Origin of the sequence: Gordonia namibiensis NBRC 108229 (genome assembly GCF_000298235.1) — a bacterium.
In the GTDB taxonomy this organism is placed as follows: Bacteria; Actinomycetota; Actinomycetes; order Mycobacteriales; family Mycobacteriaceae; genus Gordonia; species Gordonia namibiensis.
In genome coordinates this window covers 211,006-228,765 of sequence record NZ_BAHE01000002.1, presented here as the reverse complement: position 1 = coordinate 228,765, position 17,760 = coordinate 211,006, and the positions used below count along the sequence as shown (strand labels likewise).

At 66.4% G+C, this 17,760-nt stretch carries 17 protein-coding genes; 6 read left to right on the top strand and 11 right to left on the bottom strand.

The window, feature by feature from the left end:
- The first annotated feature begins 24 nt into the window (after positions 1–24).
- Positions 25–3,168 (top strand): ATP-binding protein, encoded by a 3,144-nt coding sequence (locus GONAM_RS01255; RefSeq protein ID WP_006864958.1) that lies wholly within the window; start codon positions 25–27, stop codon positions 3,166–3,168.
- Between the two features lie 31 nt (positions 3,169–3,199).
- Here the strand turns inward: GONAM_RS01255 and GONAM_RS01250 are convergent, their stop codons facing one another.
- Complete coding sequence (locus GONAM_RS01250; RefSeq protein ID WP_006864957.1) at positions 3,200–4,078, bottom strand: alpha/beta hydrolase; 879 nt, start codon at positions 4,076–4,078, stop codon at positions 3,200–3,202.
- Between the two features lie 281 nt (positions 4,079–4,359).
- On the opposite strand from GONAM_RS01250, the gene arr reads away from it, so the two are divergent.
- Entirely contained in the window at positions 4,360–4,788 is a 429-nt protein-coding gene (gene arr / locus GONAM_RS01245; protein WP_040535037.1) for an NAD(+)--rifampin ADP-ribosyltransferase, read from the top strand.
- A 22-nt stretch (positions 4,789–4,810) separates the two neighbouring features.
- Here the strand turns inward: arr and GONAM_RS01240 are convergent, their stop codons facing one another.
- Complete coding sequence (locus GONAM_RS01240) at positions 4,811–6,319, bottom strand: APC family permease (protein WP_006864955.1); 1,509 nt, start codon at positions 6,317–6,319, stop codon at positions 4,811–4,813.
- Positions 6,320–6,529: 210 nt separating this feature from the next.
- On the opposite strand from GONAM_RS01240, the gene GONAM_RS01235 reads away from it, so the two are divergent.
- The 4 genes from GONAM_RS01235 (at position 6,530) to GONAM_RS01220 (ending at position 8,640) form a co-directional block, all read left to right on the top strand.
- Positions 6,530–7,162, top strand: a complete 633-nt coding sequence (locus GONAM_RS01235) for an LGFP repeat-containing protein (protein WP_006864954.1) — start codon at positions 6,530–6,532, stop codon at positions 7,160–7,162.
- 21 nt (positions 7,163–7,183) lie between these two features.
- The gene (locus GONAM_RS01230) at positions 7,184–7,792 is read left to right on the top strand and encodes an AMIN-like domain-containing (lipo)protein (protein WP_006864953.1); all 609 of its coding nucleotides are present in this window, start codon (positions 7,184–7,186) and stop codon (positions 7,790–7,792) included.
- A 74-nt stretch (positions 7,793–7,866) separates the two neighbouring features.
- Entirely contained in the window at positions 7,867–8,322 is a 456-nt protein-coding gene (locus GONAM_RS01225; protein ID WP_006864952.1) for a nitroreductase/quinone reductase family protein, read from the top strand.
- A gap of 117 nt (positions 8,323–8,439) precedes the next feature.
- Positions 8,440–8,640: a hypothetical protein gene (locus GONAM_RS01220; protein WP_245548546.1), complete on the top strand. Its 201-nt coding sequence runs from the start codon at positions 8,440–8,442 to the stop codon at positions 8,638–8,640.
- A gap of 54 nt (positions 8,641–8,694) precedes the next feature.
- Here the strand turns inward: GONAM_RS01220 and GONAM_RS01215 are convergent, their stop codons facing one another.
- The 9 genes from GONAM_RS01215 to GONAM_RS01175 form a co-directional block, all read right to left on the bottom strand.
- Positions 8,695–10,023, bottom strand: a complete 1,329-nt coding sequence (locus tag GONAM_RS01215) for an oxygenase MpaB family protein (RefSeq protein ID WP_006864950.1) — start codon at positions 10,021–10,023, stop codon at positions 8,695–8,697.
- A 199-nt stretch (positions 10,024–10,222) separates the two neighbouring features.
- Entirely contained in the window at positions 10,223–10,801 is a 579-nt protein-coding gene (locus tag GONAM_RS01210; protein ID WP_006864949.1) for an MBL fold metallo-hydrolase, read from the bottom strand.
- 24 nt (positions 10,802–10,825) lie between these two features.
- Positions 10,826–11,761, bottom strand: a complete 936-nt coding sequence (locus GONAM_RS01205; RefSeq protein WP_006864948.1) for an ACP S-malonyltransferase — start codon at positions 11,759–11,761, stop codon at positions 10,826–10,828.
- Positions 11,758–12,363, bottom strand: coding sequence for a malonate decarboxylase holo-ACP synthase (locus GONAM_RS22285; RefSeq protein WP_040534931.1), 606 nt, complete (start codon positions 12,361–12,363; stop codon positions 11,758–11,760). The genes GONAM_RS01205 and GONAM_RS22285 overlap by 4 nt, the downstream gene beginning before the upstream one ends.
- 5 nt (positions 12,364–12,368) lie before the next feature.
- The gene (mdcD, locus tag GONAM_RS01195; RefSeq protein WP_051992429.1) at positions 12,369–14,099 is read right to left on the bottom strand and encodes a biotin-independent malonate decarboxylase subunit beta; all 1,731 of its coding nucleotides are present in this window, start codon (positions 14,097–14,099) and stop codon (positions 12,369–12,371) included.
- Positions 14,096–14,416, bottom strand: a complete 321-nt coding sequence (gene mdcC / locus GONAM_RS01190) for a malonate decarboxylase acyl carrier protein (protein ID WP_006864945.1) — start codon at positions 14,414–14,416, stop codon at positions 14,096–14,098. Before mdcC ends, mdcD begins: the two co-directional genes overlap by 4 nt.
- Positions 14,404–15,252: a triphosphoribosyl-dephospho-CoA synthase gene (locus GONAM_RS01185; protein ID WP_006864944.1), complete on the bottom strand. Its 849-nt coding sequence runs from the start codon at positions 15,250–15,252 to the stop codon at positions 14,404–14,406. The genes mdcC and GONAM_RS01185 overlap by 13 nt, the downstream gene beginning before the upstream one ends.
- Positions 15,253–15,254: 2 nt before the next feature.
- Complete coding sequence (gene mdcA / locus GONAM_RS01180; RefSeq protein ID WP_006864943.1) at positions 15,255–16,904, bottom strand: malonate decarboxylase subunit alpha; 1,650 nt, start codon at positions 16,902–16,904, stop codon at positions 15,255–15,257.
- A gap of 10 nt (positions 16,905–16,914) precedes the next feature.
- Positions 16,915–17,760 carry an alpha/beta fold hydrolase gene (locus GONAM_RS01175; RefSeq protein WP_006864942.1) on the bottom strand — a complete coding sequence of 282 codons (846 nt, stop codon included), beginning with the start codon at positions 17,758–17,760 and terminating at the stop codon, positions 16,915–16,917.

Genomic DNA, 17,760 nt, shown 5'->3' with positions numbered 1-17,760 from the left:
ACATGCAGATCGTGCGGTACAACGTTGCGCACATACGCGAAGTTCTGCGACGAATGCGGAGTACCCACTGACTCGGGTGATGTCACCGAATACAAGCAGGTGACCGTCCTCTTCGCCGATGTCGTCAGATCCATGGACCTGGCGGCTGCTCTGGACGCCGAGCGCTGGCAACAGATCATCACGTCACTGGCGGAGCGATCGGCTGCGGTCGTCCGGCGGCGCGGTGGGCGCGTCGATTTCACCGGCGATGGTGTCATGGCGATCTTCGGAGCGCCGAAAGCGTTGGAGGATCACGCGTTTCGGGGGTGCCAGGCCGCGCTCGAGATACAGGAGTCGGCGCGTCGTCTCGCCGAGGATGTGCGACTGCGCGACGGCGTCGAGTTTGCACTCCGCGTCGGCGTGAACTCCGGGGAGGTGATCGCCGGGGCGGTTGGCGATGCGTCGTTGGGGTACAGCGCAATCGGGCGCCAGGTCGGCATGGCGCAGCGGATGGAATCCGTGGCACCGCCCGGCGGGGTGATGCTTTCACTGGCGACCGCACGGTTGGTTCAGGACGTGGCAGCGCTCGGTGAACCGGAATGGGTGCGGATCAAGGGTTCGACGAGGCCGGTGCAGGCGAGACGGTTGTTGACCCTCGCCCCGCGGATAGCACGTCGGAGGCCGACCGAGAGCGCTCTCATCGGGCGGCGTCGTGAGATGTCCGTCGTCGACCACATGATGGACGAGACAGTCTGTGGCCGGGGCGGCGTGGTCGTCGTGGTCGGCTCGCCCGGGATCGGTAAGAGCCGCTTGGCTCGCGAATCGGCAGCCCGCGCCCTTTCCCGCGGGTTCGAGGTCACTTGGGGTTTCGGTGATACTCACCGGAGGGACATCGCATTCGGCGTGCTGGCCGGTTTGTTGCGCTCCGCGCTGGGGCTCGACGACGGCGATGTGGGAGCGGCCAGAGCACAGGTCCGTGCGCGGTTTCCGGACGCATGCAACCAGGACCTCCTGTTGCTGGACGATCTGGTGGGCATCGCCGATCCCGGCCAGTCGCTGCCCGAAATCGAACCCGATGCGAAACGCCGGCGCCTGACGGCATTGCTCAAGGGTGAAACCCTGGCGCGGACGGAACCGTCGCTGACGATCATCGAAGACGCGCAGTGGATCGACAAACCCAGTGAGACAACCCTGACTGAGCTCCTCGATGCCGTCCCACGGACTCCCACGCTGGTGATCATCACCGCTCGGCCCGACTACCACGGCGCCCTCCGATGTGTGACCGATACACCGGTGGTCGAACTCGACCCTCTGGGCGACGGCGACGTCGTCCGGATCATCACCGACCTGACGGGAACCGATCAATCCGTCGCACAGTTGGTGGACAAGGTCGCCGAACAGGCGGGCGGCAACCCCTTCTACGCCGAGGAGATGGTGCGTGAGCTGGTGCAGCGAGGAGTTCTGCACGGCGAACGCGGTGCCTACGTCACCGCCGTGGATGTCGCCGATGTCGCGGTGCCGGCCACCATCCAGGCGACCATCGAGGCGCGGATAGACCTTCTGGGTGCGCAAGCAAAGCGGGCTGTCCTCGCAATGTCGGTCATCGGGGTCCGATTCGACGCCCGATTGCTTCCCGCTCTGGACCTGGACTCGTCGGTCGACGAACTCCTGCACGCCGAAGTCCTCGACGAGGTCCTGGTCGGTGAGCAGGTCGAGTACATGTTCCGGCACCCGCTGATCTGGGCTGTGGCCTACCGTTCGATGCTGCGATCCCAACGTGCCGTGTGGCATCGACGCGTGGCCTCGGCGATCGAGTCGACCGAACCGGGGTCCGTGGATCGGAATGCGGCCATCATCGCCGAACATCTCCGTGCCGCAGGCGAACTCCGAGCCGCCTACTCATGGCACATGCGCGCGGCGACACGCTCGATGAACCGGGACGTGAAGGTCGCGCGGTCCAGCTGGCAGAAGGCAGCCGAGATCGCCAAGGCGATTCCCGACGACGATCCGGATCGATTGGCGATGTGTATCGCACCGACCACGATGCTGTGCGCGACCGATTGGCAGGATTACGGAGTACGCCGGTCGGACGTCCGCTTCGCGGAGTTGAACCGATTGTGCGAACAAGCCGGAGACGCCGTGTCTCTCGCGATCGGTCGATCCGGCCTGACCGCCGACCTCATTTTTGCGGGACGCATCGCTGAAGGCGCGCGGTTGTCATCGGAACAGATTGCAGCACTCGAGGCCATCGGTGACCCGAACCTGACGATGGCCTTGACCCCGCCGCTGTTCGTCAACTGGCTCGAAGCCGGAAATGTCGACCAGGTCCGACGCTGTGCGCAGATGGTGATCGATCTGGCCGGTGGCGATCCGACGAAAGGGGCCGGATTTGGACTGGCGTCGCCATTGGCCACCGCGACCGCGTTCCGCGGAGTAGTCCGATGGATGCAAGGCCTGAAAGGCTGGCGGACCGACATCGAGGATGCCATCGAGCTGGCCAGGATCAACAGTCCTCAGTACTTCGCCCTCGTCCTCAACTGGACCGTCGGGTTGGCGATCCAATTCGGCGTCCTACGCGCCGACGACCGCGCGGTTCGTCTCGGGGAGGAGGCGTTGCAGACCGCGGAGCGGGTGGGGGACGACAACGCGTTGATGTTCGCCGAGTACGTGTTGGGGATCGTCTTGCTCAATCGCGACTCCGGCGCCGACCGTCGACGAGGCCTCGAGGTGATGGAGCAGGCTCGCGATGTGTGGGCGAAAAGGGGCAGCGTCTATCTCGTCCCGATCGCCGCCCTCATGACCGCCCGTGAGCGGGCGAGGTTCGGACGACGAGAGCGGGACCACGCGATCGAGACCATGCGGGCGGCACTGGATGAGCTCTGGGCCGCAGGACGGATCGGGCCGGCAATCCTCGGGACCGGATTTCTCGTCGCTGTGCTGCTGGATCGTGGTGGCGCGTCGGACATCAGCGAGTCCGAGAAGATACTCGGCCGCATGCACAGATATCCGGACACGGGCCGTTGGGGTCCGACCCAGGTCGTCTCACAGCAATCGCGTCCGCTGCTCGCACGTGCTCGCCGCGATCCCGCCTATTCGAGCATCGTGTCGCAGTATCGAGCTTTCGCCGAATCGGTCGGTTATGAGGGACATATCGACTTCGCCGCCAGATTGCAGCACGCGGCGATCTAGCCGCGCCCGATCGATCGCACACCAGGCGGCCCTAGCCGTTGCGTAGTTTGGCGAGTTCGGTGGTGGCCACGACGGTGAGACGGTCGAGGATCTGCTGGTAGGCGGGGGACTTGCGGTGAACCAGTGAGGTGTGCGTTTCACCGTCCACCAGATTCAACTCGGCTCTGCCACCGGCCGCGTGGACTGCGGCGGTGTAGTGCCGGGAGTTGTTGGGATGCACATCGTCGTCGGCGAGACCGTGGAAGAGGATGACGGGCAGATCAGGGTCGAGGTTCTGGATCGGGTCCACCGACGCGTATCGCTCGGGTACCTGATCTGGTGTGCCGCCGAGGATCTGCTTGATGACCCGGCCGTTGCCGTGGTTCACGGCGTAGCGCATGTCCAGTGGGCCGGAGATGGACACCACGCGGGACGGGACGAAAGCCGGCCGCGAGCCCACTTCGTCGTCGTCGAGTCGGTGCCGGGTGCCGCCCCAGACGGCCAGTTGCGCTCCGGCGCTGTGGCCGATCACCAGTTCGTCGTCGATGCTGAGTTCCGGATGTGCCTCGGCCATCGTGGGTACGTGGTCGAGTGCGCGGGCGACGTCGTGGAAGGTCGTCGGCCATCCGCCGCCGGTGCCGACCCGGCGATACTCGAGGTTGTAGACGGCGAGTCCGCGGACGGCCAGGTCACGCGCCATGTCGTCGAATTGTTCTGCGCCGGCGCGGCTTTCCCAGCCGCCGCCGTGGATGATGGTGACCAGTGGAACGGACCCGTCCTCGTGGTCGCCGGCCGGTAGATAGAGGTTGGCCCAGTTCTCGGCAGCGTCGGCCTCGGCGGGGTCGAGATACTCGATCCGTTCGATGCGGAGTCCATCAGAGGACTCGGGGACGGGCGGAGCCGTCGTCGGAGCCTGCGTTGTCGTGGTCACCGCGGACGACTGCGGGGCCGGCTTCCCGGCCCCGGCAGAGCACCCGGCGGTCCCGACGACCAGGACAGTCGCTGCGGCGGTTGCGATCAAGTGACTTACGCGCACGACGAATTGAACCACGGCAGCGGCGGTTTCGGGGTAGGGAAATCGTGACCGGGCACGACGAAAATGTGTCGTTCCACTTTCAGTCTATCGGCGGGTACGGGGCTTGCGGCAAGACCCGGGAGCGAGTGCACAATGGCTCGGCAACTGTGCTGCGGGGAGGTTTTTCAGTGGCGAACATGGCCGAGACACCCGAACGATTCGAGGTGCACGAATCCGGAGCGTTGTTTCATGGCACCAGAGCGGACCTACAGGTGGGCGAGTACCTGGTGCCGGGCCATCAGTCGAACTATCGGCCCGAGCACACCGCCAACTACATCTACATGACGAAGGTCCTGGACGGTGCGGTCCTGGCTGCCGAGATGGCCCGAGGCGACGGCCGTTGTCGGGTCTATATCGTCGAACCGCAAGGCCCGGTGGAAGACGATCCGAACGTGACGGACAAGAAGTTCCCGGGCAACCCGACGCATTCGTATCGCAGCGACCGACCCGTACAGGTCATCGGGGAGATGACCGACTGGGAGCCGCATTCCCCGGAGTATCTCCAACGGTTCCGCGAGGGACTCGAGGTCCTGAGGCGAGAAGGACGGGCCGTCCTCTACGACTAGGCACGAACCCGGGACGACCGGTTCAGATGTCGGCATCCTCGGCGGCCGGGTGCTCGCGCGGGCGCTCGTCCGTGCCGCCGAAGACGTCGTGGCCGGGTTCGGTGTCGAGGACCTCTCGCCGGAAGACCAACATGTAGGCGAAGTAGACGCTGCCGAGAAGAATCAGACCTCCGACGATGATGACCGGAACGGTCGCGTCACTGGGGGAGACGAGGATGACGATGGCACACACCGTCCACACCAGAGCGACGACGGCGACAGGCAGCTCGAATCGGCCGAGGTCGAAGGCTCCGGTCCGTCGATCGAGGCGCTTGCGCACGACCAGATACAGCGTGACGACGAGTCCGTAGGTGATCGCCGGGAACAAGGTTCCTGCAGTGATGAGTTCGATGAGCGCGTCACCTGGGATCACGATCATCGCGATGACCCCGATCGCCAGTGGTAGCACGGTTGCGGGAATCGGGGTCTGAGTACGGGGGCTGACCTGCTTCATGAGGCGGTGGGCCGGGAAGCGGCGGTCGCGCGACATCGCGAACACGATACGTGCGCATGAGGTCATCGAGACCAGCCCGCCACCGAAGAAGGCGATGGCGATGACCACCAGCAGGATTCGTTCGGTGGGGGCGCCGAGTTGGTCGCGCATGATCGTCGCCACCGGCGACCCCGAGGCGGTCACCTTCGCGATGTCGTCGATGGCCACCGTCAGACCGATGAGAAACATCATCCCCAGGATGCCGGCGGCGGCAACGGAACCCACGATCGCCCGGGGGACCGTGCGATGGGGATCCTTGGCCTCCTCCGCCATGTTGGCCGCCGATTCGAAGCCGACCAGGGTCGCCAGGCCGACGATCATCACCGCCATCAGGCCGCCACCGAAGGCGAAGTAGTTCGCCGAATCCACTGCGACGCCGCGTGATCCGAGATTGCTGACCGAGCCGTCGCCGGTCACGGCCACTGCCACGAGCAAGGCGATGACGAGCACGATCACAATGGTGACCTCGACCCCCACGGCCAAGGAGTTGATCAGTCCGACGAGTCGGGTGGACGCGATCGCCAGGGCCGCCTGCACGAGCAGGACGACCACCGTGATGACGCGGGCGGTCTGTTCGTCAGGTGCCATGTTGAAGAGCGGCATCAGACATTGGCTGGCCATTGCGAAGTCGATCGCCATCAGGCCGGTGACCAGATAGCAGAAGGTCAGCCACCCGAAGATCCACCCCACGCGGGGGTTGGCCAGTCGTGAGGCCCACTGATACGACGAACCGCTGAGCGGGATGCGTGCGGCGAACTGTGCGATGACCAGCGCCACGAGCAGCTGGCCGGCCAACGCGATCAGCCAGGTCCAGATCCCCACCGGCCCCGAGTTGTTCAGCAACATCCCGTAGGTGCCGAAGATGCCGACCGCCACCGAGATGAACGCGAAGGAGACAGCGAACACCTGGAAGGACCCGAGGGTGCGTTTCAGTTCTGGCTTGTACCCGAATTCGGCGGATACCTCGGTCGCATCGCTTCGGGATGTCTGATCGCTCATATGGCCTCCGCCGCTCAGGTCTGGACCAAAGCTAGAGAGCGTCGCCCGAAAACGTCGCGAAACGCTGAAACGTCACCTGGTCGAGCTAACGAGAAGACGATACTGAGCAGTGCTCCGACTATTCGTGTCGTCTCTGTTGATCGATTGATTCGGGACATGGATCGTGAGCTGACCTAACGACGTATCCGCTGCATCCGTATGATCACGCCCATGTCTGGTCTCTCGTCTCTGCTTCGACGCGCCTCCGATGACACCCGGACCGCCGCCGGCCGTCGCCGGTCGCGGTATGCCTCGGCGGGCCTGGCGATCGTCGCCGCCGCGATGTCTCTGGTTGTTCTCGCTCCGAACGCCCAGGCCGATCGGGTGATCAACGGGATCGTGGTCGGGGGGAAGATCGAGGAGGCCTACTCCAAGACCGGTGGTTCCTGGAAGTGGGGCGCACCGACCGGTCCCGAACGAGCCTCGGCCAAGCAGGGTCGTTACCAGAGCTTCGCCCGCAATGTCTCGTTCTACTGGCACCCCGCCGTCGACGGCGGTACGGCTCATCAGGTCGGCGGCGCGATCCGGACCCGCTGGCAGAAGATCGGCGCCGAGCGTGGCGCGCTGGGCTTCCCTACGACCAACGAGTACAAGTCGGGTAAGGGGCGGACCAGCGACTTCCAGGGCGGCACGATCACCTGGTCGGCGAACGGCGGCGCCCAGATCGTGTGGGGCGGGATCTTGCAGAAGTGGCGTGCGCAGGGCGCCGCGAAGGGGTACTACGGTGTCCCGCTCGGTGGCGAATACCGCGTCGGCAGCCGCTTCGCCCAGGACTTCCAGAACGGCACCATCTTCTGGCCCTGACCCCCGGTAGCGTGGGCGCTCATGATGCGTGTGCGCGCCGCGCTGGTCCCGTTCGTCGCTGCTCTCGTCGTCGCGGGGTGCTCTGCTGACGAGTCTGACGATGGCGGTGGTGCCGCATCTACGGTGACCGAGACGGTCACGTCGACGCCTACGTCCATGCCCGGTGCGACGCCGTCCGATGTCGCGACCGATGGCGGGAACCCCAGACCGAAGACCGCGCCCGCGGGTGAGGGTGCCCGACTCACCGTCACCGACATCCGGACCGGCAGGCACGACGAATTCGATCGAGTCGTCTACGAGCTCGGCGGAAACGGGCGGCCCGGCTGGCGCGTCGCCTACGTCGACGAGGCGCTCCAGGACGGAAGTGGCTTCCCCGTCGACGTCGCGGGTGAGGCGATCCTGGAGGTCCAGATCACCGGGTCGGCATACCCCGGCGACAGCGGCGCCGAGCCATATGACGGCCCCGATCCGGTTCGTGCGCAACCCGGTGGCTCGGTGGTGGAGGTGCGGGGCGCGCCCGTATTCGAAGGCGTCACACAGTCTTTCATCGGAGTGTCCGAACCCGGAGCGCCGTTCACTGTCGATGTGCTGACCGATCCGACACGACTGGTGATCGACGTGCAACGCTGACCGTGCCGCTGGTGGTGTACGCGCCACCGAAAACCTAGTACGGTGTACGGAGTAAGGCGCCGGAAGGAGCGACCATGCCCACGTCACCGCGAACCGCCACGCCTCCGCGCTGGCTCAAGCCGATGAACAAGGTGTTCCTGTTCCTCCAACGCCTTGGTGCGATGAAGGAGCTACCGGTCCTGATCGTGCCCGGCAGAAAGAGCGGGAAGCCGCGGCGGACGCCGCTGACCGTGATCACCCTCGACGGAGAGCGTTACCTCCTCGAGGGGTTCCCCGGAGCCGACTGGGCTCGCAACGTCCGCGCCGCCGACGGACTCGCACAGCTGTCGATCCGCGGCGATGTGACCGACGTCCGGCTCGTCGAACTGCCCGCCGATCAGGCGATCCCGGTGCTCCGCGCCTGGCCCGAGCTGTCGGGCAGCGACGGCCCGAAGATGATGAAGGACGCCGGCGTGGTCGCCGACGTCACCCCCGACGCATTCGCCGCCGTCGCGGGCCGCTGTGGAGTGTTCCGGATCGACACCCGCTGATCCGCCTGCTCGCGCTCGGGCTCCGGTCGCCGGCAGCGAGATCCGATGTTTACCGATACGAACGAATGGTTAAGTACCTTCCCGGTCAACGTATCGGAACACCAGGAGGCACGACGCATGGTCGCACTCATCGTGGGACTGTTCGCCCCAGTGGGGCTCACGGTGTTCACCATCGGCATGGAACGTTTCCAACGCCGCATGGAGCACCCCGGCACCAAGCGAGACGACTCGCTTGCTGCTGTTTCCGGGGCCGGCGCCACGCCGGCGCCCGCTTCCGAGCGCCCGAGCGGGGTGCCGACAGGTCTGAGGCTCGCCTGACCTTTCCAGACCGCTCGATCCGGCCGAACTGACGTCCCCGGCGCGGTCTGGTTGTCAGTGCGCGTACTCGCGGGAATCCGTTGTGTACTCGGGGATTCCGTAGTCGTCGAGGCGTCGTTTGACCAGCTCGGTGATGTACTGGTCGGCGAGATCCTGCAGGACCGGGAGCCTGCCTGCGATGCGGACCGCGGCAAACCGGCTGGTCAGCCACGGCGCGGTCGCCGCTGCTCGCGCGAGGTCGGTGACCGAGAGGTCGACGCCCATGTCGGCAGCCTTCTTGAAGTTGCCCTCGCAGAAGGTGGCGGTGAAAGCCAGTTTGCTGTAGCTCTTTTCGACGGCGTCCGCTGCACGGTCGAAAGTGCTCGCCGACGGGCGCAGGTAGGCGTCCATGGTGGAGCTGACGAGTTTGCGGCAGTCGTCGTCGTAGCCGTAGCGCAAGGTTGCGGCGCGCGCATTGAACAGATCGACGATCTCCTGTGCGGAACCGGGCAGCAGTTCTTCGGGTAGGCCGAGCAGAAATCCGCGGTAGCGGTGGAACTCGACCATCGCCCGCTCGTCGTAGGGCAGATCACGGTTCGCTCTGACGGCTTTGTCGGCCTTCTGGTACGGCCCGATCATGCCCGCCGGGAACTGATCGATCTGGGGGACCGGCAGACCATAGACCCTGGTATCCCAGGTTCGCTTCTTGCGGTTGTTGCGGCCGGTTCGCTGCAACGCGTTGAACCGGACCATCGAATGCATCAGCCGCACCATCACGGTGGCCTCGAAGCCCGCGCTGAAGCGTTCGAGACCCCCCGGCAGTGCCGTGACCGCGAAGTAGGCGGTGGTCTCGTTGACCCGGTGTGCGGCGCGGGTGCCCGACAAGGCGCCGGTGATAGTCATCGGCAGTGCCGCATAGCTGTTGGTGAAGGTCGCGAGGAATGCGCCTCGGGTCATGAAGGGCGACACGAGCGCGGCATACAGTCGGGAGTACGCAGCGCCGTCGTCGATGAGACCGAAGTCGATCCAGTCCGGCTTCTCCTGCATCACCGCGATGAGTTCGCCGATCTCCGGGGGAGCGTCGGGAACGTTCTCCGCGCCCTCGCGGCATACGCGTCGGACGAGGTTCACGAGTTCGGAGACCGGGTACCGCGCAGACAGGGCAGCGACCCGATCGGCGGGTACATCGGCCAAGAAGGTCGATGTGTGGACCAACTCCATCAGACGCGGGTCGTTCAGGTACTTGTTGCGATCGCCCAGTCGGCGCGGCAGTGCCGACTTCACGTCCGGGTCGGTGGTGAATCGTTCCGGGGTCGTGTCGAAGTCGAAGTCGCCGTACAGCTCGGGCAACTCGTCGGCCTGCCGCGCGACTCGCTCGGCCAGTTCTGGGTAGTAGTGCGCCATCCCGACCTCTCAGTCACCGCCGACGTCCGTGCTGTCTCTGTCATTGGAGCAGGTCTGGCGATCTCGTATGACCGATTTGGGACAACTCATCGAAAGCGTCTCAGTTGGTGACGGGGGGGCGACAGTTCAGCTGAGCAACCCAACGGCGCTGTTCCAGAGCGGGCCGAGGTTGATCCGGTGGTGTCGCTTGCGCATGGCGTCATAGAACTCTCGTGGCGCCGGTCTGCCGGCGAGCAGTTCCTGTGCGTCGGTCAGATACCGGCGGGTCTGGTCGATCGTGTCGGGGTGTCCGGCAGATCCCTGTTCTTGTGACCGGCGACCACCCACTGTGGCCGTAGCGCCTCGAAACGGGTTTCGCCAGAACGGGACTGGGGCCGATGAGGCCGGGGAACAGGATGTCCCAGAAGCTCGGGCGCGCCGCGTTCTGCTGGTCCATAAGGGCGATCGTTCCCGGTGTGGCATAGACCTGCACGCCTGGAAAACGTTTCAGCAGTTGAGCTGTACCGAACCAGTGATCACCGTGACCGTGGGTGATGTAGACGGCGACCAGGCGTCGGCCGGTGGCCTCGATCCGGTCGCCGAGCAGGGTGGTCTGCTGGATGGTCCAGCACGGGTCGACCAGAACCATCTCTCTGCAGCCGTGGATCAGCGTCGAGGACAGGGGAGACGACACGATCGGCCCACCATCGGGCAGTCGGAGTTCGGTGTGGCGTTCGACGCCGTCGGCAACGACGACCTCGTAGGTCAGCGCGCTTGCGGTGCTCGATGTGTCAACCATCGGATTCCCTTGGTGCGACGGCAGTCATCGCGGTTGTTCGCTCCGCAAGGTGCGGTGCGCCCGGTCAACGGTCGCGGACAGTCCGGCGTCCGCCAACGAGATGGCGAGGACCGACGGGACGGCCGAGGAGAACAGTTGGGTGAGTACGTGGCCGGGTTCGGTTTCGACGACGCAAGTGACGCCGAGTTCGCCCATCAGGCGGGTGGCGTCGTACCACTGGACCGGCCGGGAGACTGCCTGCGCCAGGTCGTCGAGGACGGCATCGGCCGACGTGGCAACCCGTCCGGTCGTGTTCGTGAGACATCTTGCCGTCAGGGTTCTACGGGGCACTGACGCGAGCTGTTCCGCCATGTGACGCGCGGTGTCTTCCTGTACCGGACAGTGCGATGCAACCGCGACGTCGAGCCGTCGGGAGTTGAGTGCGCCGGCACGCTGCGCCGCGGACGTCGCTGCCTGCAAAGCCGACGCGCTGCCGCTGAGGACGGTCTCGGTGGCGCTGTTGACGTTGGCGACCCACAGCGGAACGTGTTCGGTGGCGATCTGGGAGACCAACTCCACGGCTACCCGCGTCGGTAGCCCGGTCAGCGCCAGCATGCCCCAATCGCCTTGCGCGCAAGCCTGTTCCATCAAGCGCCCGCGTAGTCCGACGGCGGCCACCGCCTCGGCGAGTGTGAGCACACCCGCGGTCACGGCGGCGGCGAAGGCGCCCACCGAGTGGCCGGCCACGAACTGTGGGATCAGGCCCTGGTCCTCGGTGAGTGCCCGCGCGCCGGCCACTCCGGCGATGAGCAGTGCCAGCTGCACGCTGGAGGTGTCCTTCAATGCCGTATCGCTGTCGAGAGCCTCGGCGCGGCAGCCTGATTCGTGCAGGGTGGACGCGACCGCCGGACTGTCGGGGAGATCGCGGAGCATGTTCGGGTGCTGGGCACCCTGGCCTGGGAACAGAAGCGCCAAACTCATGACAGCCTCGATCGTGCGACGAGGCACGGTCCGCCCGGCGTACGGAGGAGCAGATCCGTACGGCTGTCCGCCAGTTCGGCGAGGGCCAGTGCGCCCGACGCGGTTTCGACCAGGCAATCCACCCGTGCCGGGAGTGCTCGGAGTTGGTGATGTAGCGATGTCAACAGGGGGAGTTCGTTTCGTAGGTCGTCGGCGCGTATCAGGAGATCGAGGTCGCTGTCGGGCGTTGCAGTGGGCTTGCCGGTGGCGAGTTCGAAGCCGACGCTGCCGGTAGGGCCCCATCCCAGGCCGGTGGCATCGAGGAGTGGGCGTGCCAGGCGTAGCGCGTGTATGGCCGCGACCGATCGGGTGGAGATGCTGCACGTCAATGACTCTGGTGTGACCAGCGTATGTACGTCGTCGGGTTGGGAGTACATTCCGTACCGTTGGGCTCGGTTGTCCCCACGCACCCCGACCGGGATGAGCCCGTGTGGCGCGGAGCCGCGCCGAACCACCACCCACGGTGTTCGCCGAAGCTCTTGTGCTGCCCAGCCGGGCGCGTCCGCGGGTAATGAGGTTCTGTCGGACAGTCGCAACAGGTCGTGCGGGCGAGGCGCAGGCATATCGGTCACCGGGGATTCCACTCGCGCGCCAGAGCGACGCGTACCGCACGCGAGGCGTGTCTGGTGGTCACGGCAGCGTCGGACTCGAGCCGGTTGGACAGATCGCCGGGGCCGCTGCGGGCGCGCTGGACGGCGTCGGAGAGCGCCGCGTCGACCCGTGCAACATCGTCCGGGGTGGGGTTGTCGGCGTCGGCGACAGTCAGCAGTCCGTCGCAGAAGCCGAGTGTTGCCCAGTCCGCGACGTCGTAACTCATCGGCGCGACGGTCTTCGCGAGCTCGTCGAGTTCGTCGACGGTCCGCAGGGTGATGCGAGCCGCGGCCTCCCTGTGCATCGCATGGATCTCCACACCCGGGTCATCCAGCGCGACAATTTGATTCGCCTGCAAACCGTGCGTGAGGAAACCTCCCGAGAGCGCCCTACCCACCACGAGCGCGACCACGGGGTGGCCGGCGGTACGGGCGCAGTGGTAGGCGTCGGTGGCCGCGGCCATCGCCTGGTGTAGGCCGCCCATCTCTTCGTAGCGCCCGTAGGCCTGGCTGGGCAGGTCGACGACCGCGATGATCGCCCGCTTGTTCTCGGAGTGCCGGTCGGTTTGGACGAGTTCTCGAACCGCGCGAGCCAGGGCGAGCGATTCGGTGAGGCCGACCTGCCCCTGACGCGCCCGATAGAACCGGTTGGCCGGGTCCGTGACCACCGCGAGATAGCGTGCGTCTGCCGTCGTCGCGGCCAGAACCGACGGGATGATCGGCTCCGGAAGCGCATCGGTCAGCGCGTGCAGCCACGTTCTGCCCCGGCTCACAGGGGAATGGGTGTCTTCGCGTGCGGTGGCCGGCGCGGCCACGGTTACCGGTTCATAGGTTGTGCCCCACAGTGTCCGGAGGTCGTACGGAGACGGCGCGTCGGCGGGGTCCAGCACGTCGAGCCGCGACGCCAGCACGTCGAGGCGCTCGCTTCGGTGCCCACCCTCCGGGAGGGCACCCGAACGCACTGCGTCGATCACCGCGTCGCGCAACAGGTGTACATCGTCGGGGACCAGGTCGTCGGCCAATCCGATGGCGCAGCGTTGCTCGCCGCCGTCGACCGCCCAAATTAAGGCGTGGTCCCGGGATTCGAATTCGTCGATGCCGGCCTCCTGTTCGATCACAGCCGGACCGTCGAGCCCGATTCGCGCCTGCGGAGTGACGATCAGCCGACTGCACAACCCGGCCGCGATACTCATGCCGCCGAACGAGCCGACTGTTCCGGCCACCAACCCGATCACCGGTGCGAGCGGCCGGAGATCCAGGACCGCCGAGCAGATTTCGGCCACGGCGTTGAGCCCCAGGTTGGCTTCCTGTAGCCGGACCCCACCGGTCTCGAACAGGATGACTGCGGCGGTCGGCCGGCCCGCCCGGGTGTCCGAGGCCGCCAACAGCAGCGCCTGGGAGATCTTGGCGCCGGATACCTCACCCGTTCCACCGCCCTGGAAGCCTTGTTCGATCGCCGCGACGACGGCGGCATGCCCGTCGATGGTGCCGGTGGCGATGACGGTGCCGTCGTCGGCCTGCGGTGTGATGCCCTGGCGCTCCAGCCACGGTGACTCGATCCGGTCGAAAGGTCCGGCCAGCACTCGTACCGAATCGGGATCGAGCAGCATGGTCGCCCGACTCAGCGCATCCAGTTCTATGAAGCTGCGTCGTGCCAAGAGCTCCTGCCAGCTCTGACCGGCCAACAGTTCGACGTCGGTGTCGGTCATGATGCTGCCGCCGTCGCCGATGCGGCTTCGCCGGCCTGGCGTAATCGCAGGTTCACCACTCCTGGCGTCGCACCGAAGTCGTTGATCTCCCAATATCCCGCAAGGGGAATGCGGGTGAAGAAGCGCTCCAGAACGTCCTGCCAGATGGTGTCGAATCCATCGACGCTGGTGCGGACACGGACGGTGGCGCAGTCGCCAGGCTCCCCTGTCGCCGGTTGCTCGAGGAGGATTTCGAGATCGCCCGACGCGACCACCCCGACGTGTATTGCCTCCGCCGGGATCTGCTGGGCCGGGAACCGGTAGTTCAGGGTCTGCATGACTCGGTGATCCTTTTCTCCAGCGCATCGAGAAACAGAGTGGCGGACAGCAGGTCTCCGCTCCCGCCTGGCGAAAGATGCTGCGTCAGACACACATCGTCGAGTGCGTTGAAGTGTCGGCGGCCCTGTGCTGTACCGACTCCACCAGCATTCAACACCGCCCGGGCGCCCGACTGCAGAGTCATCAACCCGCGGGGACCGCCCCGGTGCAGCACGCACGTGTCCTCCAGCGTCGCCACGAGCGCCAACAATGCCGACAGGCGTGCCGTCGCCTCGTCGGCTCCGGATCTGCGGGCGGCGCGCAATGTGGGGAGTGCGTGGCGGCGCACGTGCGGAAAGCCCTCCTGCGCTTCGCCTACGGCTCCGGACCCGTTGTAACGCCGGCGAACTCGAGACCCGTGGGACATCTTGTCGGTTGTCCTCGACGAGGCGTACGGGTCGGGGATGGCGGCCAACCGAGCCGCAATGGTCACGGCGTCGCCGCCCCGGGCCGCCCCGGCGCTGAGCAGCCCCAGCGCCCATAGCGTGCCACGGTGGGTGTTGACCTGTCCGGTGGCTGCAAGCATCGCATGTTCGCCCGCGCGGCCGATCTCGCCCAGCCTCGTCCGCAGCTCGGCGTCGGACAGAGGTTGTGCTGCCGCAGAGGCGCACGCGGCCAACGCCGTGTGCAGCGAGTCGGCTGAGGTGTGCAGCATCTCGAGGTCCATGTCGGTGTGCGCGCCGGGTCCCCGCCGGTCCACGAGGCCCGGCTTCGGGGTGAGGTCGGCTTCGGCGTGGATGGCTGCCACCGCGAGGTCGGCGATCTCGGTGTCGGCGAGTGGTGCTGTGGCGCGCATCGTCACCAGTCCCGGAACTGCGACGGCGGCTCGTACAGACCACCGGACCACGCGACCAGGTCCTCGATACTGCGCGCGGCCAGCAGGGAACGGTCGGCGAGGCGGGTCTCGACCTCGAGGTCTTCGGGAAAGGCGACCAGGCCGTCGGACCGCAACGCCTCCACTTGCTGGGGATGTGCGGTGCGTCCCACCGGCGTGACACCCGCTATCGCAGCCAGCGCGGCGCGGCGGTCGGCGAGCGAGTGCGCCTTGTAGAGGTACGCGACGCCTTCCTCGGTGACCACGTGGGACACGTCGTCGCCGTAGATCATCACCGGCGGCAATGGCATCCCGGCCTGCTCGCCCACGGTGACGGCGTCGAGGGTTTCCACGAAGGTGGGTACACCTCCCTGGCGGAATGTCTGCGCCATCTGGACCACGAGCTTTCGGCCACGACGCCCCGCGCCGTCGCCGTGTGCGAGGTCCAGCCACGCGGCGGAGGTGTGTCGTCGTCCGTGCGGGTCGTGGCCCATGTTGGGAGCTCCGCCGAACCCGGACAGCCGGCCGTCTGTGACAGTGGACGAGTTTGCTTCTGCATCGATCTGCAACGAGGAGCCGATGAACATGTCGATGGCGTACTGCCCGGCCAGTTGTGCCAGGACCCGGTTGGATCGCAGCGACCCGTCGGCCCCGGTGAAGAACACGTCGGGCCGCGCAGCGGCGTACCGGTTCATTCCGGCTTCGCCGCCGAAGCTGTGGATCGAGTCCACCCATCCCGATTCGATCGCCGGAATCAGCGTCGGGTGGGGATTGAGCACCCAGTGTCTGGCGATCGTGCCCTTTAGACCCAGCGTCTCGCCGTATGTCGGAAGTAGCAATTCGATGGCGGCGGTGTCGAATCCGACGCCGTGATTGAGAGAGATCACCTGGTGCCGTTCGTACACCCCGCGGATCGCGATCATGGCCTTCAGGATCTCGACGGGTCCGATGTGGCGCGGATCCCTGGTGAACAGTGGCTCCAGGTAGAACGGCCGATCGGCTTGCACCACGAAATCCACCCAGCCACTGGGTATGTCGACGCGGGGCAGGGACGCGGTGTCGACGATCTCGTTGACCTGCACGATCACCACCCCGTCGTGGAAGGCGGCGGCCTCGGCGATGGTCGGGGTGTCTTCGGTGTTCGCGCCGGTGTAGAGATTGCCGTGGCGGTCGGCGAGTTCGGCGCACAGCAGCACGACGTCGGGGGCGAGGTCGACGAACATCCGGGCGTACAACTCGACATAGGTGTGGATGGCGCCGATGTGCACGGTGCCGTCTTCGACCATCTGGGCGATCCGCACGCTCTGCGGGCCCGCGTAGGCCAGGTCGAGTTTCGTTGCGATGCCCCGGTCGAACAGGTCGAGATGCTCGGGCCGCGACACCGAGGAGATCACCATGTGCAGGTTGTTGATTCGTGAGGGGTCGCAGTCGGCCAGGGTACGAGAGAGGAAGTCGGCCTGCTTCTGGTTGTCGCCTTCCAGCGCCACCCGGTCGCCCGGGCGGATCAGGTCGTGGAACAGATCGCCGAGCTTGTCCGGGGTGATCTCCTTACCTGTGCAGTAGCGGCTACCGGCTTGGAGTCGTTCGGCTTTGGCTGTGCGTCGGGAGTCCCAGCGGGGGGTGGTCGTGGTCATGGCGGCTGTGTCACCGCACCGACGCGAGGGCTTGCTCGATCACGGCGGTCACCGCTTCCGGGTGGGAGATCAAGGTGAGGTGCGACCCGCCGTCGAAGATGGTCACCTGGGAGCGCGCCCGCCGTGCCATGGCCTTCTCCGAAGTGGGCGTGATGATCTGGTCACCGCTGCTGATGAAGTACCACGAGGGGATGGTCTCCCACGCCGCGAACTTCGACGGCGTGCCGAAGGCCGCGGTCGACGCCGCGCGCTGCGTCGCCCACAGTCGGGTGGCGTGGACTGCGGGTAGGTCGCCGGCGAAGTGCCGCACGAAGATGTCTTTCTTCAGGTAGAGGTCGGCAGCTCCCGGGGGTGCGCCCGGATACGGGAGTTTGTCGAACAGTTCTGCGTCTGGCTTCTTCTTCAGGACGGAATCCGCTCCGCTCAGCGAGCCGTTGGTCTCTCCGACGGCCGGAGCCGCGGCGTCTACGTAGACGAGTGCCCTCACGCCGGGGTTCCCCGCCGCTGCATTGGTGATGACCGAACCCCCATAGGAGTGTCCGACCAGGACGACCGGGGCGCGCACCGTCCTCAGGAAACTCGCGACGTACTCGGAATCGGTGGTGAGGTTCTCCAGGGGGTTGGCGATCGCGCGCGCCTCGTAGCCCCGCCGCTGCAGCGCCGACACGACTCCGTCCCAGCTCGAGGTGTCGGCCCACGCACCGTGCACGAGTACGACCGTCGGCCGCGCACCGACCGGGGGAGCGGCGGCCGAGATGGCCGACGATCCGCTGAACATCGCGGCCGCCACTGCGGCGATGACCGTCAGCGCGCCGATGCGCCGCACGCGATCGCAGAGCCGGGGCGGAGCCGGCAT